Below are 24,554 nucleotides of genomic sequence, written 5' to 3' on the forward strand. Positions count from 1 at the left end.
CCTTTCATGGCGCGTGGGGGCGGGGTCAGCCGGTCTGCGAGGCCGGGCTCTTCGAACCGAAGGGCTTCCGCTGCAGTGCCCGCGCCACCGGTTCGACGATGCGCGCGGCCGTCGGGCCGAGGATCGCCATCAGGAGCACGTACGCCGTCGCGAGGGCCGCGAGCTCGCCGGTCACCGCGCCCGCCGCCACCGCCAGCCCGGCGATGACGATCGAGAACTCGCCTCGGGCGACCAACGCGGCTCCGGCACGAGCCCGGCCCATCTTCCCGATGCCTTGCCTCCGCGCGGCCCACCAGCCGGTGCCGACCTTCGTGAGCGTGGTCGCGACCGCCAGGACGACCGCCCAGCCGAGCACGGGCGGGATCGAAGCCGGGTTCGTGTTGAGCCCGAACACGACGAAGAACACGGCGGCGAAGAGATCTCGCAGCGGTTCGAGCATGTGCGTCGCGTTCTCCGCCGTCGACCCCGAGATCGCGATGCCGAGCAGGAACGCGCCGACCGCGGCCGACACCTGCATCGCCGAAGCCAGGCCGGCGACCAGCAGGGCCGCGCCGAGGACCTTGAGGAGGAACACCTCGCGGTCCGGGCTGTCCACCGCCGCGGAGACGTACCGGCCGAATTTCAGCGCGATCACCAGGACGACCGTGATCACCATCAGCGAGATCCCGACAGCCTTCAAGCCGCCGAGGAAGCTCACCCCGCCGAGCACCGCGGTGAGGATCGGCAGGTACAGCGCCATCACCAGGTCCTCGAACACCAGGATCGACAGCACCACCGGGGTTTCCCGGTTACCGAGCCTGCCGAGGTCGCCGAGCACCTTCGCGATGATCCCGGACGACGAGATGTAGGTGACGCCCGCCATGACGATCGCGCCGATCGGCCCCCAGCCGAGGATGAGCGCGACGATCGCGCCCGGCGCGGCGTTCAGCACGATGTCCACGAGACCCGCCACCCACGAGCGTTTCAGCCCGGTGAACAGCTCGGCCGCCGAGTACTCCAGGCCCAGCAGGAGCAGCAGCAGGACGACCCCGATCTCGCTGGCGAGGTGGGTGAAGTCGCCGATGTCGCCGAGCGGGATCAGCCCGCCCTGCCCGAAGCACAGGCCACCGATCAGGTACAGCGGGATCGGGGACATCCCGATCTTCCCGGCGAGGCGGCCCAACGCGCCCAGCCCGAAGAAGACCGCCCCGAGTTCGATCAAGGACAGTGCGGTGTGATCCATCGGCGATCAGCCGTACTTCAAGATCTTGACGGCGGCCTCGAGACCTTCGGACGTGCCGACCGCGACGAGGACGTCGCCCGCGGTGAGGTTGAAGTCCGGCGTGGGGGAGGGGTGGACCTGCCCGGCCCGCATCACCGCGACCACCGAGACGCTCGTGCGTGTCCGCATGGCGGTGTCGCCCAGCGTCCGGCCGTCGAACGGCGAGGACGCCTTGATCGGCAGCTGCTTGGTGTTGATACCGGGCAGGTCCCGGTGCTCTTCGGTCAGCTGGGCGACCAGCTGGGGCGCGCCGAGCAGGTTCGCCAGCGCGCCCGCTTCGTCGGTGGTGAGCGGAAGTGAGGCCAGGCAGGCGTCGGGATCGTCCGTTTTGGACACGATCAGCTCGACGTGTCCATCGCGATGGGTCACCACGCCGACGCGGCGGCCGTTGCGGGTGGCGAAGTCCTTGCGGACGCCTATTCCGGGGAGCGGGGTCACTTCGACGTTCACGTGAACAACAGTAACTCACCGTTCGTTTCGCGCGGGACGGATCAGGAACAGCGCCGAGATCCCGAGCATCAAGGCGCACGTCGCGCCATGGATGCCGAGGGCGGCGCCCATGGATCCGTTGTGGGTCAACACGATCAGCATGTCGCCGAACGGGATGAACGCCAGCGCGAGCATCGCCCAGCCCAGTGCGCGGGCGTTCCGGAACAGGAGCAGTGCGAGCACCACGAGCGCCGTGCCGATGTCGCGGACCCCCTTGACGGCGAGGATCGGGTCACCCTCGGACGGCATCACCGGCAGTCCGAATCCGCCCGTCTGGGACGCCGGGAAGAACACGTAACCGCTCCCGAAGTAGAGGACGAAGAGCACGAGGGCGGCGGACAGGACGTAAGCGATCTTGATTCTGGTCATGATCTCCGACTCCAAAAGCTAGCAGTGCTAGGAACGAGACGAACTTTAGCGCTAGCGCTGCTAGCTTGTCTAGCGGTGCTAGCATGTTCATATGGTCACCACCCCCCGGCGCGAGCGGGACCGCTCGCAACGTGAACAGCTGATCGTCACCACCGCCCGCGAGATCGCCGAAGAAGAAGGCTGGGACGCGGTCACCACACGTCGGCTGGCGGCGAAGATCGAGTACAGCCAGCCCGTGCTCTACAGCCATTTCTCCGGCAAGGGGGCGATCATGGCGGCCGCGGCGCTCGAGGGATGCACCGAAATGGCCGCCGACATGCGGAAGGGGGCAGGGGCGGCGGAGGGCTCGTGGGACGCGCTGCTGCGGCTGGCCGAGAACTACTTCGACTTCGCCGACCGCAAACCCGCGCTCTACGACGCGATCTTCACCCTCGCCAGCGAACTGAACTTCGCCAGCCCGGACAGTCCAGCGCCGTTGAAGGACGCGTTCGGCGCGCTGCTCGAAGTCGTGGGCCCGGTCTCCGGCGAATACGACCCCGGCCTCTACACCGAGACCTTTTGGGCGGCTTTGCACGGCCTGGTCACCCTCGAACGCAGCCGGCGGCTCCCGGCGCCCGCGCGCGCGGAGCGGATCGGCATGCTTGTCGACCGGTTCGCCGTGGGCGGCTGAGGCGTGTCGCGTGCCACCAGGCAGAATGGTCGTCGATCAGGTGAGCGACGAATGAGCTGAGGAGAGTTTCGGTGACGGGAGCCCTGCGTGGTGTGGTCGCGATGGACGGCCCGTCCGGAACCGGGAAATCCACGGTTTCGCGGAAGCTCGCGACGAAGCTCGGCGCCGGTTACCTCGACACGGGCGCGATGTACCGCATGGTCACCCTCGCCGTCCTTCGCGCCGGGGTCGACCCGGCCGACGCGGACGCGGTCGCCGACGTCGCCGTGAAGGCCGAACTCGGCATCGGGACCAGCCCCGACGAGGCGACCGTGACCCTGGCGGGCGAGGACGTCGCCGCCGAGATCCGCGGCGCGGACGTCACCACCGCGGTGTCGCCGGTTTCGGCCGTCCCGGCGGTCCGCGAACTGCTGGTCACCCGGCAGCGCGAGATCATCGCCGAGGTGCTCGGCCGCGTCGGCGGCATCGTGGTCGAGGGGCGCGACATCGGCACGGTCGTCTCGCCCGACGCCCCGCTCAAGATCTTCCTCACCGCTTCGGCCGAGGTCCGCGCCGCGCGGCGCAGCGCGCAGGACTCCGCGGCCGGTCGCGAGTCCACCGTGGATGTCGCGAAGGCGGCGGTGGAGCGGCGCGACCATCTCGACTCCACGCGGGCGGCGTCGCCCCTGCGCGCGGCCGAAGACGCCGTCGAGGTGGACACTTCGGCGCTCAACATCGACCAGGTGATCGTCGCGCTGGCCGAACTCGCCCTGCACCGTGGTCTTCTCGAAGGGTGCCCCGCCGAGGCCGCCAGATGAGCGCGAAGGGACTGCCCGAAGGCGCGAGCGGCCCGATCCACACCTTCGGCAGGGGGATCTCGAAGTTCATCGTCCGGCCCGCTTTCCGGGTCCGGGTCCACGGTGGCGAGCGGGTGCCGTCGTCGGGTCCGGTGGTGTTCATCGCCAACCACAGCTCGATGGTGGAACCGCAGCTGCTGTTCGGAATGTTGTCGCGCCGCACGGCGTTCCTGGTCAAGGAGGAACTCTTCCGGGGGTTCGTCGGCTGGTTCTTCCCGAAACTGGGCCAGATCCCGGTGAAACGGGGTGCGGTGGACCGCAAACCGCTGATGATGGCGGTCAAGGTGCTCGAGGACGGCGGTGCGGTGGGGATCTTCCCCGAGGGCACCCGCGGCCTCGGTGACGCCGAAAACTTCGAGCGCGGCGCGGCCTTCCTGGTCCGCGCCGGGAACGCGACCGTGGTTCCGGTCGCCACTCGGGGGACGTACAAACCCGCCGGCGCCAAGAGGCGTTGGCGGCCACGCGTCGACATCATGGTCGGCGAACCTTTCACTCCCGCGATCGGGAAGGGAAGGACAGGGCTGGAGGAGGGAACCGAGCGGCTTCGCATCGCGCTCGCGGACCTCGTGAAGGCACTGGACGAATGGCGCTTGGAGCACGGGCTCCGAGACACGCGACAGGATTGAGTACATGACAGAGCTAGACGGAGTCGGCGAGATCGACGGCTCCTGGTCCGACGAATCCGAATTCACCGCGCTCGACGCCCAGATCGCCGCGGGCGAGGCCGAGGAGGAGGCGCAGCTCGCGCAGCCGGTCCTCGCCGTCGTCGGCAGGCCGAACGTGGGCAAGTCGACCCTGGTCAACCGCATCCTCGGCCGCCGCGAGGCGGTCGTGCAGGACGTCCCCGGCGTGACCAGGGACCGCGTCGCCTACGACGCCTTCTGGGCGGGCCGCCGGTTCACGCTGGTGGACACGGGCGGCTGGGAGCCGGACGCGACCGGGCTCCAGGCCTCGGTCGCCGCGCAGGCCGAGATGGCGATGGCCACCGCCGACGCGGTCCTGCTGGTCATCGACGCCAGCGTCGGCGCGACGGCCACCGACGAGGCCGTCTCCAAGGTGCTGCGCCGGTCGAAGAAGCCGGTGCTGCTCGCCGCCAACAAGGTCGACGACGACCGTCTGCTCGCCGACACCGCGTCCCTGTGGTCGCTCGGCCTCGGCGAGCCGTACCCGGTCAGCGCGCTGCACGGCCGCAGCTCGGGCGACCTGCTCGACGCCATCGTCAAGGCGCTGCCGGAGATGCCGCGCGACGGTGACCGCGCCACCACCGGCCCGCGCCGGGTCGCGCTGGTCGGCAAGCCGAACGTGGGCAAGTCGAGCCTGCTCAACAAGCTGTCCGGCGAGGAGCGGTCCGTCGTGGACTCGGTCGCGGGCACCACTGTCGACCCGGTCGACTCGCTGGTCGAGCTGGACGGCGAGACCTGGCGGTTCGTCGACACGGCGGGCCTGCGCAAGCGGGTCAACTCGGCCAACGGGGCGGAGTACTACGCGTCGCTGCGGACCAAGACCGCGATCGACGCGGCCGAGGTCGCGATCGTGCTGCTGGACGCCGCCGAACCGCTTTCCGAGCAGGACCTGCGGGTGCTGACGATGGTCGTCGAGGCGGGCCGCGCCTGTGTGCTCGCCTTCAACAAATGGGACCTTGTCGACGAGGACCGCCGCCACGCCATGGTCCGTGAACTGGACCGCGGCCTGGTGCGGGTGCCGTGGGCGGACAAGGTCAACATCTCGGCGCTCACCGGCCGGTCCGTGCGCAAGCTCGCGCCCGCGCTGCGGACCGCGCTGAAGTCCTGGGACCAGCGCGTTCCCACCGGTCAGCTGAACGGCTGGCTCGCCGACCTCATCGCCGCGACCCCGCCCCCGGTACGCGGCGGCAAGCAGCCGAAGGTGCTGTTCGCGACCCAGGCCGGTATCCGGCCGCCGACACTGGTCCTGTTCACCACCGGCTTCCTCGAGGCGGGCTACCGGCGGTTCATCGAACGGAAGTTCCGTGAGCGTTTCGGTTTCGAAGGCAGCCCCGTACGGGTGAATGTCCGGGTACGGGAAAAGAAGCAAAGGCCCAAGGCAGGCGGAAAAGCGGCCGGAAAACCAGCGGGCAAACCAAAAGCGCGCTGATTTCTCACGATGTAGGTGAATATTTCACTGGGTGGACACGCCGATGACCTCGGGTTTCGGCGTGTCCCCCGGTGAGGTTCGACACTCTGCCGAGACCCTCCCGAGATATGCCGTTCACCTGCGGTAAAGTGAACGGTCTGCTAGCGGGCGCCTCATTCGGAGAGCGAGCCCGAATGACGCACTTCGCGAAAGGTGTGTGATGGGCTTGAGCGCCCATGGTTCTTTTCTGCCCAGCTCCGTCCTGCCCGTGGTGACTCGATGACCCTGACCGCCGATTCCCGTCCGATCGCCTGCGTCGCCGAAGTCACCGTCGCCCCGTCCCCGGCTCCCGTCGCCGACCGAGCCCTGTTCTGGTCCGGTCTCGGAGCCGGTGAGCGCACCCTGCTCGACATCCTCGCCGAGACCGCCGCCCGCCACCCCAACGCGGGCGCGATCGACGACGGCGAGACCACGCTGTCCTACCGCAAGCTCGTCGAGGAGATCGACGCCTACGGCCGCAAGCTGACCGCCAACGGTGTCGGCGTCGGCGACCGGGTGGGCGTCCGGATCTCTTCCGGCACCGCGGAGCTCTACGTCGCGATCCTCGCCATCCTGTCCGTCGGCGCCGCCTACGTGCCGGTCGACGCGGACGACCCGGACGAGCGCGCGGAACTGGTCTTCGGTGAGGCCGATGTCGCCGCCGTCGTCTCCGATGGCGGCGCGATCACCGTGCTCGGCTCGCCCGGTGGGGTCGAGGGCACTCCCGCACCGGCCGACGACGCTTGGATCATCTTCACCTCCGGCTCGACCGGGAAGCCGAAGGGCGTCGCCGTCTCGCACGCCTCGGCCGCCGCTTTCGTCGACGCCGAAGCGCGGCTGTTCCTCACCGAGGAGCCGATCGGCCCCGGCGACCGCGTGCTCGCCGGCCTGTCGGTCGCGTTCGACGCGTCGTGCGAAGAGATGTGGCTCGCCTGGCGCCACGGCGCCTGCCTGGTTCCGGCGCCGCGTTCGCTCGTGCGGACCGGCGTCGACCTCGGCCCGTGGCTGGTCGCGCAGGGCATCACCGTCGTCTCGACCGTGCCGACGCTGGCCGCGCTATGGCCCGCCGACGCGCTCGAGGACGTCCGCCTGCTGATCTTCGGCGGCGAGGCCTGCCCGCCGGAACTGGCCGAACGCGTCGCCGTCGAAGGGCGCGAAGTCTGGAACACCTACGGCCCGACCGAGGCCACCGTCGTCGCCTGCGCCGCGCAGATGACCGGAGAGGGGCCGGTCCGGATCGGCCTGCCGCTGGTGGGCTGGCAGCTCGCCGTCGTCAACGAGGCGGGCGAGCCGGTCGCGATGGGGGAGACCGGCGAACTGGTCATCGGCGGCGTCGGCCTGGCCCGGTATCTGGATCCGGAGAAGGACGCCGAGAAGTTCGCGCCGTTGCCCTCGCTGGGCTGGCGGCGCGCGTACCGCAGCGGTGACATGGTCCGCGCGGAGGCCGAGGGCCTGCTGTTCCTCGGCCGTCTCGACGAGCAGGTCAAGCTCGGCGGCCGCCGGATCGAACTCGGCGAGGTCGACGCCGCGCTCCAGGCGCTGCCCGGCGTGCAGGGCGCCGCGGCCGCGGTCCGCCGCACCAAGGCGGGAAACCAGGTGCTCGTCGGGTACGTCGTGCCCGCCGAAGGAGTCGAGTTCGACCACGACGAGGCGGCGACCCGGCTGCGTGAGCAGCTGCCCGCCGCGCTCGTGCCACTGCTGGCCCTGATCGACGACCTGCCGACGCGTACTTCCGGCAAGGTCGACCGCAACGCGCTGCCCTGGCCGCTGTCCACTGTGGACGCCGCGAAATCCGGTCTGTCGCCGACGGAGAGCTGGCTCGCCGAAGGCTGGGCGGAGATCCTGGGCGTCTCGGTCGACAACCCGAAGGCCGACTTCTTCACCAACGGCGGCGGAAGCCTGACCGCCGCGCAGCTGATCGCGCGGATCCGCACCCGGCATCCGCAGGTGTCGGTGAGCGACATCTACGCCAACCCGAAGCTCGGCGCGCTCGCGTCGATGCTGGACGCGCTGAGCGGGGAGAAGACCGAGCGCCGTGACATCGCGCCGACCCCGCGCAAGGCCGGGATCATCCAGTCGCTGCTGATGATCCCGCTGATGGGCCTGGTCGGCCTGCGCTGGACGACCATCGCCGCGACGCTGTCGAACGTGCTGTCGCTGGCCGGTTTCGCCTGGGCGCCGACGCTGCACTGGGCCTGGATCGCGGCCGCTTGGATCGCGCTGTTCAGCCCGGCCGGGAGGATCGCGATCTCGGCGACCGGCTCGCGGCTGCTGCTGCGCGGAGTCCGTCCCGGCAGCTACCCGCGCGGTGGGAGTGTCCACTTGCGACTGTGGGCCGCCGAGAAGCTCGCCGAGTTCAGCGGCGCGGACAGTGTCGCGGGCGCTTCCTGGATGACGACGTACGCCAAGGCCCTCGGCGCGCGGATCGGCAAGGACGTCGACCTGCATTCCCCGCCGCCGGTCACCGGCATGCTGAAACTCGGCCGCGGTGCCGCCATCGAACCCGAGGTCGACCTGACCGGGCACTGGGTGGACGGCGATCTCGTGCACATCGGCAAGATCCGGATCGGCGCCGACGCGCGGATCGGCGCGCGCAGCACGCTGTTCCCCGGCGCCCGGATCGGCAAGGGCGCGGAGATCGCGGCCGGGTCGACCGTCCGCGGCAACGTGCCCACCGGGCAGCGCTGGGCCGGTGCCCCCGCCGCCCGTGCCACGAAGGATTCGCTGAAGTGGCCGTCGAGCCGCCCGCCGCGCTCGCGGTTCTGGGCTTCGGTCTACGGCGCGACCTCGGTCGCTCTCGGTCTTCTGCCCGCTGTCGCCGCGCTTCCGGCGGTCGCGGTGCTCGGCTACGCGATAGCGGGGACGGGTTCGCTCGGCGTCGCCCTCGGGCAGGCGCTGCTGTTCACGCCGCTCGCGACCATCGCGTACTTCCTGTCCTACGCCCTGCTCGTGCTCGTCGGCGTCCGTTCGCTGAGCATCGGCATGGTCGAGGGTTACCACCCGGTGCACGGGCGTGCCGCGTGGCAGGTCTGGGCGACCGAACGGCTGATGGGCATGGCGCGGGAGGGACTGTTCCCCTTGTACGCCAGCCTGTTCACCCCGGTGTGGCTCCGGATGCTCGGGGCGAAGGTCGGCCGCAACGTCGAGGCGTCCACCGTCCTCGCGCTGCCGAAGATGACCCAGGTGGACAGTGGCGCGTTCCTCGCGGACGACACCATGGTCGCCACCTACGAACTCGGCCACGGCTGGCTGCACGTCGCGCCGGCGCGGATCGGCAAGCAGGCGTTCCTCGGCAACTCGGGGATGGCCGCGCCGGGACGTTCGGTGCCGAAACGCGGTCTGGTCGGTGTGCTGTCGTCGGCCCCGCTCAAGGCGAAGAAGGGCTCGTCGTACCTCGGGATGCCGCCGCTGCCGGTCCGCCGGTCGGTCGGCGAGGCCGACACGAGCCGCACGTACACGCCGCCGCTGCGGCTGAAGGCGGCGCGTGCGCTCGTCGAACTGTGCCGCATCGTGCCGGTGATGTGCGGTGTCGCCTTGACCGTGCTGGTGGCCGCCGGGATCTTCGCGCTGGCGGCGGCGTACGGCTTCCTGGTCGCGGTGCTGCTCGGCGGGCCGCTGCTGCTCGCCGCCGGTGCCGTCGCCGCGCTGACCGCCACCGCGATGAAGTGGCTGCTCGTCGGCCGGTTCCGCGCGGTCGACCATCCCTTGTGGAGTTCGTTCGTCTGGCGCAACGAACTCGCCGACACCTTCGTCGAGGCGCTCGCCGTGCCGTGGCTGATCGGTTCCCTCGGCGGCACGCCGCTGCTGCCGGCGTGGCTGCGGACCATGGGCGTCAAGATCGGCCGCGGCGTGTGGCTGGAGACGTACTGGCTGCCCGAGTCGGACCTGGTGAGCCTCGGCGACGGCGCGACGATCAATCGCGGCTGCGTCGTGCAGACGCACCTGTTCCACGACCGGATCATGACGATGTCGCCGGTGACCCTGGACGAGGGAGCGACGCTCGGGCCGCACGGTATCGTGCTGCCTGGCGCGAGCATCGGCGCGCGGACGACCGTCGGACCGGGCTCTCTGGTGACCCGGGGCGACGCGGTTCCCGCCGATTCGCGCTGGCTGGGCAATCCCATCTCGGCCTGGACGAAGTAGGAAGCGGGGTTCGTTCGCGGGTGATTTCGAAGGCCTCCGCACAGCCCTCGCCCGGCTCGGACATTTCCGGTGACTCCTATCTGCCCCGTCACGGTAACGGCGGTTACCGTGTCCGGCACTACGATCTGGAGCTGGACTACAAGATCGGTCCCAACCGGCTGTCGGCCTCCGCGGCCATCACCGCGGAGGCGACGCAGGCGCTGTCTCGGTTCACCTTGGACTTCGGCGAGTTCCGGATCAACCGCGTGCTGGTCAACGGGAAACCGGCCAAGTACACGCGGCGCGCGCACAAGCTGCAGGTGAAGCCGGCGAAGTCGCTGGCACTCGGCAGCGAGTTCGTGGTCGAGGTCCACTACGTCGGCAACCCGGGGCCGCTTCCCGGGCTGTGGGGCGACATCGGCTGGGACGAACTGACCGACGGCTCGCTCGTCGCGAGCCAGCCGGTCGGGGCGCCGTCGTGGTTCCCGTGCAACGACCATCCCTCGGACAAGGCGACCTATCGTGTCGCGCTGACGACGTCGTCGCCGTATCTCGTGGCCGTCACCGGGAACCTGGTGGAGCGGCACGAACGCGCGAGCACCACGAAGTGGGTCTTCGAACGACCCGAGCCGACGCCGACGTACCTGATGAGCGTCCAAATAGGACGATACGACGACGTCGAACTCGTCTCCGGTCCCCAGCCCGGCTGGTTCTCGCACCCCGCCGTCGAGGCCTTCCGGATCAACCTCGACGGCGGCTCTGTGGTCACCTCGGTCCCGCAACGGGCCGCCGTGCCGCCACGCCTGCGCCGGGCGTTCGCCCGTGATTTCGGGCGACAGGGCCGGATCATGGACTCGCTGCAACGACTGTTCGGGCCGTACCCCTTCGGCGAGTACGTCATCGTCGTCACCGACGACGACCTCGACGACCCGATCGAGGCACAGGGTATGTCGATCTTCGGCGCCAACCACGTCGACGGGCGGCGCACCCACGAACGACTCGTCGTGCACGAACTGGCGCATCAATGGTTCGGCAACAGCCTGACCGTCGCCGACTGGCGGCACATCTGGCTGAACGAAGGCTTCGCGACCTACGCGGAATGGCTCTGGTCCGAGGAATCCGGCGGGCAGAGCGCGCACGAGTGGGCGAAGACCTGGCACGCGCGGATGAAGGTGAAGCCCGCGGATCTGCGGCTCTCCGACCCCGGCGTGGCGCGGATGTTCGACGAGCGCGTGTACAAACGCGGCGGCCTTCTGTTGCACGCCTTGCGTTTGACCGTCGGCGACGCGGTGTTCTTCCCGCTGGTGAAGGCTTGGGCGACGGAGAACCGGCACGGTCTGGTGACCACCGCGGCTTTTGTGGCGCTTGCCGAACGCTTCGCTGGTCGCTCGCTGGCTGGGTTCTTCGACGCTTGGCTGGACGCTCCGGCGCTGCCTTCGCTTCCCTGACGCGCCTCGCGTGTCCTGAAGGCCCCCTTTGAGACGTCAGACGTCTCAAAGGGGGCCTTCAGGACATCCAGTCGGTTGTCCACAGTGGTGCTGGTGTGACGAGTTGTCCACAGATCGCCGGAAGGCACTGGTGAGACCTCGTCAGAGCACTGACGATCATGGGGTGAAAGCCGGAGCGTGGGCCGAAGATCCCGAGCGGCTCTACCAGCACAGCCGCGGCGGTGTCATCACCGTCGCTCAGCTCGTGGAGCTCGGTGTTCCCGCCAGAACCTGCTATCGGCGCTGTCAGCCGGGACGGCCTTGGCGCCTGTTGCTGCCGGGTGTAGTGCTGCTCGGCGGGGGTGAGCCCAACCACCGGCAGTTGATCGACGCCGCGTTGCTGTACGCCGGCCGGGAAGCGGTGGTCACCGGCGCGGCTGCCTGCCGTGGTCGTGGCCTGCGCACGGTGCCCGCCGGGCCGACGCGGGTGCATCTCCTGGTCCCGCACGAACAGAAGATCATCAGTTCGGGTTTCGTGATCGTCGAGCGCACGACACGGATGCCACGACCGCACTTTGAGGACGGCGTTCCGGTGGCGCCGCTCGCCCGCGCTGTTCTCGACCTGTGCCGAAGGCTCCGCTCGCCCAGGGCGGTTTCCGCCTTGCTCGCCGAGGCGGTGCAAGTCGGCCGGCTGAGCCCCGCGAAACTGTTGGAAGAACTCGACGCGGGAAGCAATCGGGGCTCGGCGATCCCGCGAGCCGCCCTCCAGCACATCGTCGCCGGAGCCCGGTCGGTCGCCGAAATCGACGCGATGAACGTCTGGCGGCTCTCCGGTCTGCCCGAACCGGTCTGGAACCAGCCGCTCCGGGACGGAAGCGGCGAGTACATCGCGACGCCCGACGGCTACTTCAAGAAGGTCCGGCTCGCTTGGGAGATCGATTCCTACGACTTCCACTTCGCGAAGGAGGCCTATGCGAAGACTTTGGACAGGAACGCCAGGTATGCCGCAGCAGGGATCGCTGTGCTCCAGACCCTGCCCAGCCGTCTCCGGACGGAGCCCGAGGAGGCCGCCGAAGAGCTTCGCGCGGCGTACGAGGCTCGGCAGTTGAACTCAACCCAGGTTGAGGATGCAGGCTTGGGACAAGCGAACATCCCCTGGGAGGAACGAAAGTGATTCTCGAGCTCGCCGAAGCGGGAGGCTGCCCGCGCGACCTCGTCGGTGGCAAAGCGGCGAATCTGGCGAAGATGACGGCGGCCGGTTTTCCTGTGCCGGAGGGTTTCTGCGTCACGACCGCCGCGTATCGGCAGGTGCTGGCCGACGGCGTAGGCGAGCTGGCCAGTGTGCCGCCCGACGACGCGGGAAGGTTGGCGAGCCGGTTGCGGGCCCATGTGCTGACCGTGCCGATCCCGAACCGGCTCGAAACCGCGATCGTCGAGGCGTACGAAAGGGTTTCGCGGGACGGGCCGGTCGCGGTGCGGTCTTCGTCGACCGCCGAGGATCTGCCGGACGCCAGTTTCGCGGGCCAGTACGACACTTTCCTCGGCATACAGGGCGCCGGAGAGGTGCTCGCCGCGGTGCGCCGTTGCTGGGCGTCGCTGTGGTCGGACCGGGCGGCGAGATACCGTGCGGCGCACGACACCGATCGCGCTCCCACCATCGCGGTGATCGTGCAGCGGCTGGTCGACGCCGAATGCGCCGGGGTGCTGTACACGGCGAATCCGGTGTCGGGCGAACGATCCGAAGTCATCGTCGACGCGGCTCCTGGACTGGGCGAAGCGGTCGTGTCCGGCGCGGTGACTCCGGACCACTATCGGCTGGGCGTCGAGGGCGAAATCATCGAGGGGCCGGGTGACGGCTGCCTGACGCCGTCGCGACTGGGTGCGCTCGCGGCGGTCGGCAGAAGGCTGGAGAAGCATTTCGGCGCGCCGCAGGACGTCGAGTGGGCGTTCGATGGCGAGGGTGAGCTGTGGCTGACCCAGTCACGGGACATCACCACCCTGTTCCCAGTACCGGAGAGCGAGGGGGAACTGCGCGCGTACTGGTCGGTCAACGTCTACCAGGGGATCAGCCGTCCCTTCACGCCGATGGGCGCGGCCATGATCCGGGAGCGTCAGCGGGGAATGGCGGGGTACATGACCGCGCTCGGCTTCTCCGACGAGATCACCGATGTGGACGGGTGGCTGTACTGGGACATCACCGACGGCGTGCGGAGCCCGGCGAAGCGGCCGAAGATGGCCGCGTTCGCCGACAGCCTCGCGGCGCCATCGGGTCGGATCGTCGAGCGACTCGGTCGTGATCGCCGGTTCCCGTCGGTGCCTCCGGGCCACGATGTCCCGCCGAAGAACCCGCGCCGCCGCTGGGAACGGATGGTCCTCGCGTGGCTGTGGCCGGATAAGGCCCGCGCCAAGGTCGTCCGCGACGCAGAACGGCGGATCGCGGCCTTCTCGGGGCCGGCCGAGGCGACCGCGGAAGAACGTTTGTCCTTTGTGGAATCGGTCCGGCGTGACGTTTGCCGGATCGAGGCGAATCTCCCTCGCGACGCCAACACCGCCGGGGCGACCGGCGGGCAGCTGGCCGTGCGGCTCCTGCGCGGCCACGTGGACGAGTCCGAGGTGGCCGCCGTCTTCCGGGGTGTCCCGCACAATCCGACCACCGAGATGGATCTGGCGCTGTGGCGCGTGGGGGAGGCGATCCGACGCGACGAGGAGGCCTTCCGGCTCTTGCTGGAGACCGCGCCCGACGAGCTCGCCGTCAAACAGCTCGCCGGGACGCTGCCGGAGGTGATCCAGCAAGGTGTCACCGCGTTCCTGACGGAATACGGCTGCCGCGCCACCTCGGAGATCGACTTCGGCGTTCCCCGCTGGACGGATGATCCCGAGCCGGTTTTCGCGATGCTGTCGAATCTGCTTCGCGCGGAAGGTGAGGAGCAGGACGCGGAAACCCGGTTCGCCCACGCGGCGGCGGCGGCCGAAGCGCGGATCGTCGAACTCACCCGTCGTCTCCCGGCGACCAAGCTGCACCGGGCGGTACTCGCGCGCTTCCTGCTCCACAGGTCGAGGCGGCTGCGGGGACTGCGCGAGTTCCCGAAGTTCTGCCTCATGCGCGGTTTCGCCGCACTCCGGACGCAGCTGCTCCTTGTCGGCGAGGAGATCGTCCGGTCGGAGCGGCTGGAACGGGCAGGCGACGTGATGTTCCTCGACCTCGCCGAAGTCAGGGAAGCCCTGGGCGGCAGGGATCTCCGAGCGACGGTGGCGCGGCGGCGGCAGCTGTGGGAGCGGGAATCCCGCAGGCCCAGGGTGCCGTCGGTCGTGCTTTCCGACGGTACCGTGCCCGCCCTCGAAGCCGATCCGGGCGGCGGTCTCACCGGACAGGCCGCGGCGGCCGGGGTGGTGACGGGCCGGGCGCGGGTGATCCACGATCCCGACGGGGCGTGGATCGAGCCGGGCGAGATCCTGGTCGCCGCGACGACGGACCCCGGGTGGACGCCGCTGTTCCTGACGGCGGCCGCGCTGGTGACCGAAACGGGTGGGATGATCTCGCACGGCACCACCGTGGCCAGGGAGCACGGGATCCCGGCCGTGGTCGGCGTTCCCGGCGCGACCGCGGTGATCACCACCGGGCAGGTGATCACCGTCGACGGTTCGGCGGGGACCATCAAGTTCGGCGAGGAGTCCCGGTGACGGCGGTGGCTTACGCGCTCACCGGCGCGTTCAACTTCCGCGACGCCGGCGGTGGGCCGATCCGGCGGGGGAGGCTGTTCCGCAGCGACACCCTGCAGGCGCTGACCTCGACCGACAAGGAGCTCCTGCTCGGGCGGTTCGGTATCGAAGGAGTCCTCGATCTTCGCTCCAGCGCCGAGACCGTCAGCGAGGGCCGTGCGGAGCTGCCCGGCGCCCACTACGTGAACGTGCCCCTCCAAGCCGTCCAAAGAGGACGATCGACCGCACTGGAGGAGATTTACGCCGACCATCTCCGGCGTGACGACAACCTCATGGTCGCCGTCGAGATCCTGGCGGTCCTGCTGTCCCGGCCCGTCGTGGTGCACTGCGCGTCGGGCAAGGACCGGACCGGGATCGTCACCGCCCTCGCGCTCGGCCTCGCCGGGGCGCCGCGGGAGATGATCGTCCGCGACTACCTGCGCAGCGCGTACAGCCTGCCCCGGGTGATCGCGCGGTTCCGGTCGCTCGGGTTGCCGGAGGAACTGTTCCGGTGCACCGAGGGCACGATCAACGTCTTGCTGGACACCGTCGAGGACGACTTCGGCGGATTCGCGGGCTGGGCGCGGCAACGTGGCGTGTCCGACGCTGCGGTCAGGGCGCTGCGCGCGAATTTACTCAGCAACAGATGAATTGTCCGATAAGACATCGGATGTATGTACCGCTGCGCGAGTGAAGGGGGTGGCCAAAGCTCGACTATTTCTGGAAACATGCCGGTCGCCAGGACTTGATCTGCGGTAAACGTAGTATGAATCTGGAGGCGACCCATGGCCGAGCTGTCCAGGCGATCGATGCTGAGGGTCGCGGCGGGGGCGGCCGCGCTCGGTGGCCTTTGGGCTCAGGGGGCTCCGCCGGCGCTCGCCGGGCAGGACGTCCATCGCCGGATCGTCGACGACGCGCGCATGCTCTGGAAGCGGATGCCGAAGAACTGGCAGGAGGGCCCGTTCCTCGCCAACGGCTTCCTCGGCGTGCAGTTCTACGCGGGCGCGCAGCCGAACGTCCTCAAGGTGATGCTCAGCCATTCTCAGGTCCAGGACCAGCGCGGGCAGTGGGAAGCGGGCATCGGGTACTCGCGGCTCCCGATCGGCTACCTCACCCTCACCTTCGAGGGCGCGATAACGGCGGTGGACTGGCACCTGGACCTGTACAACGCCGAACTCGGCGGCACGATCACCACCACCCGGGGTTCGGTGCGGTTCTCCGCGCTGGTCCACAACGACCAGGACCTCCTCCTCGTCTCGCTCACCGGGGAGGCGTCCGCGGAATGGGGGTTCACGCCGCTCGAATCGGCGACGACCAGGACGATCCGCAAACCGCCCGAGTACACGGCCAATCCCGTTCCGAAGCTGGCCAGTGCGGGCGGGACCCGGTATTGCGAGCAGCCGCTCCACGCGGGCGGCGGGTACACGACGGCGTGGCGTGAGCGGACGATCGGCACGCGACGGCTCCTGGCGGCGACGGTCGCGTACGCGTTCCCCGAACCGACTCACACCGCCGAGGCGATCAGGAGGGTCGATCGAGCGTCGGCGGTGCATCCGGACGGCCTCGTCGCCGTCCATCGACGCTGGTGGAATGCCTTCTACCGCCGCAGTTTCGTCTCCGTTCCGGACAAGCGGGTCCAACGGTTCTACTGGATTCAGCTGTACAAGACCGCCTGCGCCACCCGCGCGAACGGACCGGTCGTCGCCGAATGGGGGCCGTGGTTCCCGGAGGTCGGCAACAGCTGGACGGCGGTGTGGTGGAACCTCAACGTCCAGGTCACGTATCCGATCGTCAACAGCAGCAACCATCCCGAACTCGACGCCGTCACCGCGACCTTCCGTCGTGACCACGCCAACCTCGAACTCTCGGTCCCTCCCGCGTACCGGGACGGTGACACGTACGCCCTCTCGCATCCGGGGGACTGGCGGCTGCGGCCCGGCGGCACCCGCGCGGTCGGGATCCCGGGGCCCGCCACCAAGAACGACCAGACCGGCAACCTGATCTGGGGCTTGCACAACGTGTGGCTCGCGTACCGGCACAGCATGGACGTCCGCGTCCTGCGCGACGTCCTGTATCCGACGCTCGCCAAGGCGCTCAACTACTATCGCCACTTCCTCGCCACCGGCCCGGACGGCGTCTTGCACCTGCCGATGACGAGGTCACCCGAGTACGCCGACGCGGCCGACTGCACCTATGACCTGTCGTTGATCCGCTGGGCCGCGCGGACACTCGTCGAATCGGCGGCCAAGCTGCGGATCGACGACCCGCGGGTACCGGCGTGGCGGGAGATCGGCGAGAAGCTGGTGCCGTACCACCAGGATCCCGCCCAGGGCGTGCTGATCGGCGATGGTGTCCCGCTGGCCGACTCGCATCGGCACTTCTCGCATCTTCTCTGGCTCTATCCGTTGCGGGAGAAACTCTGGGACCGTCCCGGTGACCGGGACATCATGCGCCGCACTTTCGCGCACTGGTCCAGTGCCCAGGCGAAATGGCACGGGTACAGTTTCGCGGCGGCGTCGTCGATGAGCTCCGTGATGGACGCGCCCGAGGAAGCCCTGCGGTACCTGAAGATCTTCCTCGACGGGACCGTCGTGGCCAACACGCAGCTGACACCGAACACGATGTACCGCGAGGGCGCGAACCTCGCCATCGAAAGTCCCATCACCGCCGCGCAGTCCATAGTGGACATGCTGTTGCAGGGCGATCACGGAGTGCTCAAGGTCTTCCCGTCGGTCTCGTCGACGTGGCCGGACGCGTCCTTCGAGAGCTTGCGCGCGGAGGGTGCCTTCCTCGTGGACGCTTCCCGCGCGAACGGCGCGACCGAATGGATCCGTGTCCACAGTGAGGCGGGGGAGCCGCTCACACTGCGGCACGGGATCCCCGGCGACATCGACGTCCGTGACGGGCGCGGACGGCGGCTTCCTTGGCGGCACGCGGGTCCCGGCGCGATCTCGATCCCACTCGGCCGCGGCGGGACGGCCGTCGTCACGCGACGCGGTACGCGTCCGGCGCTGGAGCCAAGGGACGTTCCTGGCGATCGTGGAACTCCGGCATGGGGGGTCTGAAGATGGACATCACACGCAGGACGATGCTCGGCGGGGCGCTGGCGGGCGTGGCGGCGGCCGGATTCGCGCCGCCGGTGTCTGCGGTGGAGAACGACTTCGCGCTCGGCGGCCTCGACTGGCCCGGCTTCCTCGGCACGGCGGACCTGATCTGGCGCCGCATGCCGAAGACCTGGTACGAAGGACCCTTCCTGGGCAACGGTTTCCTCGGCTCGGGCAGCTACGCCGAACCGGGCCGCAACGCCGTCCGCTTCACCGTCCAGCACAGCGAGGTGCAGGATCACCGGCCGGAATTCGGCTCGCTGTTCGGCCTCGCGCGCCTGCCGATCGGGTACTTCACCCTCGAACCGGTCGGCGCGATCACCGGGATCGACTGGCGAATGGACCTTTGGAACGCCGAACTCAGGGGCACGATCACCACGGCCGCAGGCAGTCTCGCGCTGCGCGCGATCGTCCACACCGGACAGTCGCTGCTGGCCGTCGAGATCGAGCCGTCCGAGGGGGAGCGCGGCTTCGAGTGGGTCTTCCACCCGGCCGAAGCGGTGAGCCCCAGAACGGATCCGAAGTTCGGTAAGCCGCCGCCCGCCGGGTATGTCGCCAACCCGCCCGCGAGCCTGGAAAGTAGCGGTGACACCAGGCTTTCCGTGCAGACGCTGCTGTCCGGCGGGGAGCACGTCACGGCGTGGCGCGAGGTCACCCGCGGATCGAAGCGGACGCTGTACACGTCCGTGGCATGGTCGTTCCCGAAGCGGACGGCCGCGCGAGAGGCGTTGAAGACGGTCCGCCGGGCAGAGCCGTTCTCCGCGTTGACGATCGGACATCGTCGCTGGTGGCACGACTACTATCGGCACGGTTTCCTGTCCGTTCCGGACACCCGGCTCCAGAGTTTCTACTGGATCCAGCTGTACAAGATCGCCTCCGCCGCGCGCCGCGAAGCGCCGGTGATGGCGACCTGCGGACCGTGGCTGGAGCCGACCCCGTGGCCCGCGACCTGGTGGAACCTGAACGTCCAGCTCGAGTACTGGCTCATCCACGGGTCCAATCACCTCGAACTGGACGCCGTGAGCCACGCGCTCGGCAAGTTCCGGGCGAACCTGACGAGCCAGGTCGCCGAGCCCTACCGACACGATTCTGCGGGCATCCCGCGCACGACCGACATGACCCTGCTCAACGGCGCGGTCGGTACGAACGCCGGGTTCCCGGTGGGCATCCCGGGTAAGGAGACGCCGACTCCGGAGGTCGGCAATCTCACCTGGGCGCTGCACAACGTCTGGCTGTCCTATCGGCACACGATGGACCGGCGCCTTTTGCGCGACACGCTGTTCCCGCTGCTGCGCAAGGCGATCAACTACTACCTTCATTTCCTGGCACCGGGGCCGGACGGGAAACTGCATCTGCCGGCGACGTTCTCCCCGGAGTACGGCGTGAACGCGCCGGACTGCAACTACGACCTCGCGCTGATCCGGTGGGGCTGCAAGATCCTGCTGGAGTCGGCGGCGGAACTGCGCGTCGACGACCCGCTCGCGGGGCGATGGCGGGAAGTGCCGGCCACGCTGGTCCCGTATCCGGCCGACGCCAACGGTTACATGATCGGCGCGGGTGTGCCGTTCGCGAAATCGCACCGGCACTACTCGCACCTGCTGCAGATCTACCCGTTGTACGAGATCACCTGGGAGCGGCCGGAGCACCGGCGGATCATCGAGACTTCGCTCGACCACTGGGTGGGCTTCGAAGGCGCGTTGCAGGGCTACACGTTCACCGGCGCCGCGTCGATGTCGGCGCAGATGCTGCGCGGCGAGAAGGCGGCGTTCTACCTCGATGAACTGCAGCGGCGCTACATCCAGCCGAACACGATGTACAAGGAATCCGGTCCGGTGATCGAGACGCCGCTTTCGGCCGCGCAGTCGCTGCACGACATGCTCGTGCAGAGCTGGGGCGGGGTGATCCGGCTGTTCCCGGCCGTGCCCGCCGCATGGGCGGACGCCGCGTTGCGCGACTTCCGCACGGAGGGCGCGTTCCTGCTCAGTGCCTCCCGGCAGGCCGGGAAGACACGCTGGGTCAAGGTCGCGAGCGAGGCGGGGGCGCCGTGCGTGCTGCGGACGGACATGGACGGGGAGCTGACCGTCCGCGACCGGTGGGGGCGGCCGAAACGCTGGCGGCGGCTACCGAACGGCGACGTCCACCTCGACCTGCGGCGTGGGGAGGAGGCCGTCGTGCATCGCGCGGGCGACCGGCCCGACCTCGAGATCCGGCCCGTCCCGGCGAACGGGAACAGCGCGTCATGGGGGATGCCGTGACGTCGTGAGCGGCGATACGCGAGAGTGTTCCTGTACTTCTTCCGGACGACAGGAGCACAGATGTCCCAGCCACCGCAGCCGGGCGAGCCCGAAGGTCAGGCGCCCGACCCCGGGGCTTCGCAGGGGCAGCATCCCCAGCAGCAGTATCAGCAGCCCTATCCGCAGCAGCCATACCAGCAGCAAGGCTGGTACGGCGCGCCGCAACAACAGCCGCCGCCGTCGTCGTCGAACAAGACGGCGCTTTGGGTAGGCCTGGGTGCGCTGGGACTCGTCGTGATCGTCGCCGTCGTGGCGATCACCGGCTTCGTGGCGCCGGGGTTCTTCCTGTCGGACTCGAAGGACAAGAGCACGGCCGCGTCGCCGTCCTCGTCGGCTCCGACGTCGAACTCCGAGGACACGGCGACGCAGAGTCCGGTGAACATCCCTTCGAGCAGGGTTCCGGTGCCGCAGCGCAGCACGCCGCTGGCGGATCCGACGGACTGCGCGTTCCCGGCGGATTCCTCCGGTCCCGTGCCGAAGAAGGTGAACCCGCCCGCGGCGGGCCCGACCCCGGCGTCCGGCACGATGGCCGTCACCCTCAAGACGACGGCGGGCGAAGTCGGGCTGTCGCTGGACCGCGGGCTCGCGCCGTGCACCGTGGCGAGCTTCCTCTCGCTGGCGCAGCAGGGTTACTTCGACGGCACCTCGTGTCACCGGCTCGGTACCACGGGACTGCAGATGCTCCAGTGCGGCGACCCGGAAGGCTCCGGAATGGGCGGGCCGGGATACACCGTTCCGGACGAGGTCTTCTCCGGACTCAAGTACGGGCGGGGCATTCTCGCCATGGCGAAGAAGCAGGCGCCGAACTCGGGCGGCAGCCAGTTCTTCATGGTCTTCGGTGAAGCGGAACTGCCGCCGGAGTACACCGTGTTCGGGAGCATCTCGGACGCCGGACTCCAGACCCTGGACAAGGTCGCGCGCGGCGGGGTGGACGACGAGAAGGGGCCGGGCGACGGGACCGGACCGCCGCGGATCCCGGTGACGTTCCAGTCGATCGCGGTGGGGTGACACGGTTTCCCGCCCCGGTCGTGAGTGGTGAGGACGGTTCTATTGAGGGGTAAGGCAAATGTGTCGGGTGCGGTGGGCGGTCCGCTCATGGCCGCCTTCGATCGTGTCGCGAAAGCCACGTCGACGGCGTAGCGAAGGGCCCCTTCCCTACCTTCAGAGTAGGCAAGGAGGCCTTCACCACCACCTGGGTCGATCACTTTGAACTGACGGTGCGAAAGTGGCTTTCGCAACACGCCACATTTGCCTTACCCCTCAATAACCGTCCTCACCACTCACGAGGTTTCAGCACCGGCAGGACGACCCGCTTCGTGCACTCAGCGGGATGGCGGGTACCGAACACCGAACCACTGCTCGGCGTCGTACTCCTCGAACCGCTCCACCTCAGTGAAACCGAGCTTCGCCGCGACGCGCATCGAGCGTTCGTTGGCAGTCTGTGTGCAGAGCACCACCGGTTCGCCGGGCAGCGCGTCGGCGAACCAGTCGAGCGCCGCCGCGCACGCCTCGGCGGCGCACCCGCGTCCCCACGCCTGCGGCAAGATCAGGTAACCGAGCTCGGTCTCCCCGGCATCCGGACGGATATGCCCCGGACGTTCCGCGTCACGCTGATCGAGCGTGATCATGCCGATCATCGATCCGTCGAGTTCGATGACGAAGAGCCCCGGGCGCCGGCCCGGCACGTCTGGTCTCGTGCGCTCGAGTTCGTCCCGCGGCCGAGCGCCACCGATGTAAGTGCCCACCTCCGGCGAGGCGAAGAGTTCGATGAACGCCGCACGGTCCCGGGCCTCGGACCCGCGGAGTACGAGCCGCTCGGTCTCGATCGGGGCAGGAGGCCAGGCGACCTGACCGAGCTTCGTCATGGGCGGCAACGTAGCGCACGCCGCTACTCCGGTGCCTGGAAGCCGCCGATCTCCTGCTCGAGCAGTTCGGCCAGTCGCAACGGGGTGCGGTCTTCGAACATCGGACCGATGAGCTGCACCCCGACCGGCAGGCCCTCGGGGGACCGGCCCGTGGGTATCGCGGTGGCGGGCAGGCCGGGCATGGTGGCCAGGCCAGCCCAGACGAGCTGATCGAAGTACGGGTACTCGACGCCGTCGATGGCGATGCGCCGTGCCATCGGATTGGGGTGGTGGTCGTGCGGGAACGCGGGCGTCGGCGTGATCGGGCACACCACGGCGTCGAACTGGGCGAACAGTCGCCGCCAACCATGGCGATGGACTTGCCGACGCTTGTCCGCCTCCATCCAGTCGCTATGGCTGAACAGCATGGCGCGCAGCCGTACGGCGTCAAGGCTCTGGTCGTCCGTGCCGGCCCGCAGCCGCTCGAGCGATTCGATGGGGAAACGCGCGACGGAGCCCGAAATCAGCAACTCCATGTAGAGCTTCGCGGCCTCGGTCAGATCGGGCAGCAGCGGACTGCGCCGTGCGACGCGGGCGCCACCGTCGACGAGCGCGTCGACCACCCGGTGCACGCCCGCTCGCACGGCGGACCCGGTCGGAATGAGCGGATGGTCGTCGAGGACCAAGACCCGGAAATCGCGGAGCCGCTCGTGGCGGGCGGGCGGCAGTGCCGAACGGTGCGCCACGCCGTGCGTCAACGGGTCCGGTCCGGCCATGACGTCGAGCAGGAGCGCGAGATCGCGGGCGGTGCGCGCCATCGGACCGACGACCGCGAGGTCGAAGTCGGCCGGGAAGGCAGGCTCGGACGGCGGGACCATGCCGCGGACGGCCGCCAGTCCGAGCGTCGGCTTGTGCGCGTAGACGCCGCAGAAATGCGCGGGGGTGCGCAGCGAGCCGGCGAGGTCGGAGCCGATGGACAGCGCGCCGAACCCGCACGCCAGTGCCGCCGCCGACCCGCCGGAGGACCCGCCCGGCGTCCGATCGTGGTCCCACGGGTTGACGGTGGTGCCGTAGATCTCGTTGAAGCTCTGGATGTCCTGCAACCCCAGCGGCACATTGGTCTTGCCGAGCACCACCGCGCCCGCGTCCTTGAGCCGCGACACCTGGACCGCGTCCTCGGCGGGCATGTGGTCCCGGTGCGGGGGCATGCCCCAGGTCGTGGGCAGCCCGGCCATGTTGTACGACTCCTTGACCGTCACCGGGACGCCGAGCAGCGGCCGGTCCTCACCCTGCGCCCGTGCCCGGTCGGCATGGTGCGCGGCGGCCCGCGCGCGGTCGAAGTCCGGCACGCAGATCGCGTTGATCACCTCGTCGTCGCGCTCGATCCGGGCGATCGCCTCGCCGGTCAGTTCCGCCGATGTCACCGCACCGGCGCGCAACGCGGCAATCATTTCTTCGGCCGTCTGAAAGGTCGATTCCATGAATTCGACGCTATCGGCGTGTCGTCGGGGGCACGAAATTCCGAGTCATGCAACAGAAAGGCCCGTTCGTGGACTCGTTCTGCGGCCGTAGGCGGATCGGCGCAGGTCACGGTGCTGAAAGTGGGCCGACTCCGCCTGTGCGGGCCATGAAATTCCGCCTTGTGCAACGGGATGGACGTCTCAATTCGCGTTGGCTGATCAGCGCTGAAGCGCTCAGTCTCCTATGTCGCGTCGAGTGCTTCCAGAAGGCGCGCGTATGACTCGTCTTCCCCGGCGCCGGTCGTGTCGAGCCGGATCGCGTGCGGGCGCTTGGCCAGATACTCATCAAGGTGACCGCGGATCCTGTCGATCAGGTCGGAATCGGGATCTTCCAGCACCGCCTGGAGCCGTGCCTCGACGGCGTTGATCGGACGTTTGTCGCGCACGCGTCGCAGATGCTCGCGGTCGTCGATGAGGAGGGCCACTTCGAGGTAAGTGGCTCCGGCCGCGCGGGCTGCCGCCTCGAAGGCCGGATCCGGATCGCGATCATGAACGGTCACCAGTTGCGGGAGAATCACGTCGTGTCCATGGCGCAGGTGCCGCGTGGCCAACTCCCGTCCGTGGCCCCGGGCGAGCTCCAAAGCCGCGAAGAAATTCTCCTGCCACCCGCCGATCAACCCCGCGAGTACATCCAGATCGAGCGCGAGCGTTCCGGGGTGTTCGTTGGCGTAGCGGCGGGCGAGAGTCGACTTTCCCACGCGTGAGAGGCCGTTGAGGTGGATCAGACGCGCCATGACGCGACCCTACGTCTTCGTCCGGCCGTACAGCGGACGTTCAGCCGTCGATCAG

18 protein-coding genes are annotated in these 24,554 nt (G+C 69.2%); 12 read left to right on the forward strand and 6 right to left on the reverse strand.

The features are described 5' to 3' along the window. Positions 1-25: 25 nt before the first annotated feature. Genes AC069I_RS26400 through AC069I_RS26410 form a run of 3 tightly spaced genes read right to left on the reverse strand, consistent with a single transcriptional unit; the run spans position 26 to position 2,119 of the window. A complete protein-coding gene (locus tag AC069I_RS26400; RefSeq protein ID WP_478224871.1) occupies positions 26-1,222 on the reverse strand; it encodes a cation:proton antiporter in 1,197 nt (398 codons plus the stop codon). Between the two features lie 6 nt (positions 1,223-1,228). Continuing rightward, positions 1,229-1,711, reverse strand: coding sequence for a cation:proton antiporter regulatory subunit (locus tag AC069I_RS26405; protein WP_125786286.1), 483 nt, complete (start codon positions 1,709-1,711; stop codon positions 1,229-1,231). A gap of 15 nt (positions 1,712-1,726) precedes the next feature. Next, on the reverse strand, positions 1,727-2,119 hold the full coding sequence (locus AC069I_RS26410; RefSeq protein WP_478224869.1) for a DUF4267 domain-containing protein: 393 nt from the start codon (positions 2,117-2,119) through the stop codon (positions 1,727-1,729). Between the two features lie 91 nt (positions 2,120-2,210). Here AC069I_RS26410 and AC069I_RS26415 point away from each other — a divergent pair, with 91 nt between their 5' ends. The 12 genes from AC069I_RS26415 to AC069I_RS26470 all read left to right on the forward strand — a co-directional run bounded on the left by AC069I_RS26415 (position 2,211) and on the right by AC069I_RS26470 (position 21,409). Further along, complete coding sequence (locus AC069I_RS26415; RefSeq protein WP_478266591.1) at positions 2,211-2,789, forward strand: TetR/AcrR family transcriptional regulator; 579 nt, start codon at positions 2,211-2,213, stop codon at positions 2,787-2,789. A gap of 92 nt (positions 2,790-2,881) precedes the next feature. Next, positions 2,882-3,586 carry a (d)CMP kinase gene (cmk, locus tag AC069I_RS26420; RefSeq protein WP_340688489.1) on the forward strand — a complete coding sequence of 235 codons (705 nt, stop codon included), beginning with the start codon at positions 2,882-2,884 and terminating at the stop codon, positions 3,584-3,586. Then, the gene (locus tag AC069I_RS26425) at positions 3,583-4,251 is read left to right on the forward strand and encodes a lysophospholipid acyltransferase family protein (RefSeq protein ID WP_478224867.1); all 669 of its coding nucleotides are present in this window, start codon (positions 3,583-3,585) and stop codon (positions 4,249-4,251) included. The genes cmk and AC069I_RS26425 overlap by 4 nt, the downstream gene beginning before the upstream one ends. Before the next feature lie 4 nt (positions 4,252-4,255). Beyond that, positions 4,256-5,737 (forward strand): ribosome biogenesis GTPase Der, encoded by a 1,482-nt coding sequence (gene der, locus AC069I_RS26430; RefSeq protein ID WP_478224866.1) that lies wholly within the window; start codon positions 4,256-4,258, stop codon positions 5,735-5,737. Positions 5,738-5,995: 258 nt separating this feature from the next. Next, positions 5,996-9,898, forward strand: a complete 3,903-nt coding sequence (locus AC069I_RS26435) for a Pls/PosA family non-ribosomal peptide synthetase (RefSeq protein ID WP_478266592.1) — start codon at positions 5,996-5,998, stop codon at positions 9,896-9,898. 20 nt (positions 9,899-9,918) lie between these two features. Continuing rightward, positions 9,919-11,325 carry a M1 family metallopeptidase gene (locus tag AC069I_RS26440; protein WP_478224864.1) on the forward strand — a complete coding sequence of 469 codons (1,407 nt, stop codon included), beginning with the start codon at positions 9,919-9,921 and terminating at the stop codon, positions 11,323-11,325. Positions 11,326-11,488: 163 nt separating this feature from the next. Then, the gene (locus AC069I_RS26445) at positions 11,489-12,478 is read left to right on the forward strand and encodes a hypothetical protein (RefSeq protein WP_478224863.1); all 990 of its coding nucleotides are present in this window, start codon (positions 11,489-11,491) and stop codon (positions 12,476-12,478) included. Beyond that, positions 12,475-14,985: a PEP/pyruvate-binding domain-containing protein gene (locus AC069I_RS26450; protein ID WP_478224861.1), complete on the forward strand. Its 2,511-nt coding sequence runs from the start codon at positions 12,475-12,477 to the stop codon at positions 14,983-14,985. Before AC069I_RS26445 ends, AC069I_RS26450 begins: the two co-directional genes overlap by 4 nt. Next, positions 14,982-15,653 (forward strand): tyrosine-protein phosphatase, encoded by a 672-nt coding sequence (locus AC069I_RS26455; protein WP_478266593.1) that lies wholly within the window; start codon positions 14,982-14,984, stop codon positions 15,651-15,653. Before AC069I_RS26450 ends, AC069I_RS26455 begins: the two co-directional genes overlap by 4 nt. Before the next feature lie 135 nt (positions 15,654-15,788). Then, on the forward strand, positions 15,789-18,068 hold the full coding sequence (locus AC069I_RS26460) for a glycosyl hydrolase family 95 catalytic domain-containing protein (protein ID WP_478266594.1): 2,280 nt from the start codon (positions 15,789-15,791) through the stop codon (positions 18,066-18,068). Between the two features lie 2 nt (positions 18,069-18,070). Continuing rightward, on the forward strand, positions 18,071-20,362 hold the full coding sequence (locus AC069I_RS26465) for a glycosyl hydrolase family 95 catalytic domain-containing protein (protein WP_478266595.1): 2,292 nt from the start codon (positions 18,071-18,073) through the stop codon (positions 20,360-20,362). A 60-nt stretch (positions 20,363-20,422) separates the two neighbouring features. Next, positions 20,423-21,409 (forward strand): peptidylprolyl isomerase, encoded by a 987-nt coding sequence (locus AC069I_RS26470; RefSeq protein WP_478266596.1) that lies wholly within the window; start codon positions 20,423-20,425, stop codon positions 21,407-21,409. 314 nt (positions 21,410-21,723) lie between these two features. Here the strand turns inward: AC069I_RS26470 and AC069I_RS26475 are convergent, their stop codons facing one another. The 3 genes from AC069I_RS26475 to AC069I_RS26485 all read right to left on the reverse strand — a co-directional run bounded on the left by AC069I_RS26475 (position 21,724) and on the right by AC069I_RS26485 (position 24,499). Continuing rightward, complete coding sequence (locus AC069I_RS26475; protein WP_478224855.1) at positions 21,724-22,266, reverse strand: GNAT family N-acetyltransferase; 543 nt, start codon at positions 22,264-22,266, stop codon at positions 21,724-21,726. A gap of 23 nt (positions 22,267-22,289) precedes the next feature. Beyond that, a complete protein-coding gene (locus tag AC069I_RS26480; RefSeq protein WP_478266597.1) occupies positions 22,290-23,726 on the reverse strand; it encodes an amidase in 1,437 nt (478 codons plus the stop codon). Positions 23,727-23,947: 221 nt separating this feature from the next. Beyond that, positions 23,948-24,499 (reverse strand): AAA family ATPase, encoded by a 552-nt coding sequence (locus AC069I_RS26485; protein WP_478266598.1) that lies wholly within the window; start codon positions 24,497-24,499, stop codon positions 23,948-23,950. Positions 24,500-24,554 lie beyond the last annotated feature (55 nt).

It is taken from the genome of Amycolatopsis sp. NPDC043885, from assembly GCF_056435685.1.

Bases quoted from the DNA above. Each gene is read 5' to 3' on its own strand.
- AC069I_RS26480 (WP_478266597.1), bottom strand. From the start codon at position 23,726: ATGGAATCGACCTTTCAGACGGCCGAAGAAATGATTGCCGCGTTGCGC.
- AC069I_RS26475 (WP_478224855.1), bottom strand. From the start codon at position 22,266: ATGACGAAGCTCGGTCAGGTCGCCTGGCCTCCTGCCCCGATCGAGACC.
- AC069I_RS26465 (WP_478266595.1), top strand. From the start codon at position 18,071: ATGGACATCACACGCAGGACGATGCTCGGCGGGGCGCTGGCGGGCGTG.
- AC069I_RS26460 (WP_478266594.1), top strand. From the start codon at position 15,789: ATGGCCGAGCTGTCCAGGCGATCGATGCTGAGGGTCGCGGCGGGGGCG.
- AC069I_RS26410 (WP_478224869.1), bottom strand. From the start codon at position 2,119: ATGACCAGAATCAAGATCGCTTACGTCCTGTCCGCCGCCCTCGTGCTC.
- AC069I_RS26415 (WP_478266591.1), top strand. From the start codon at position 2,211: ATGGTCACCACCCCCCGGCGCGAGCGGGACCGCTCGCAACGTGAACAG.
- AC069I_RS26485 (WP_478266598.1), bottom strand. From the start codon at position 24,499: ATGGCGCGTCTGATCCACCTCAACGGCCTCTCACGCGTGGGAAAGTCG.
- der (WP_478224866.1), top strand. From the start codon at position 4,256: ATGACAGAGCTAGACGGAGTCGGCGAGATCGACGGCTCCTGGTCCGAC.
- AC069I_RS26470 (WP_478266596.1), top strand. From the start codon at position 20,423: ATGTCCCAGCCACCGCAGCCGGGCGAGCCCGAAGGTCAGGCGCCCGAC.
- AC069I_RS26435 (WP_478266592.1), top strand. From the start codon at position 5,996: ATGACCCTGACCGCCGATTCCCGTCCGATCGCCTGCGTCGCCGAAGTC.
- AC069I_RS26400 (WP_478224871.1), bottom strand. From the start codon at position 1,222: ATGGATCACACCGCACTGTCCTTGATCGAACTCGGGGCGGTCTTCTTC.
- AC069I_RS26425 (WP_478224867.1), top strand. From the start codon at position 3,583: ATGAGCGCGAAGGGACTGCCCGAAGGCGCGAGCGGCCCGATCCACACC.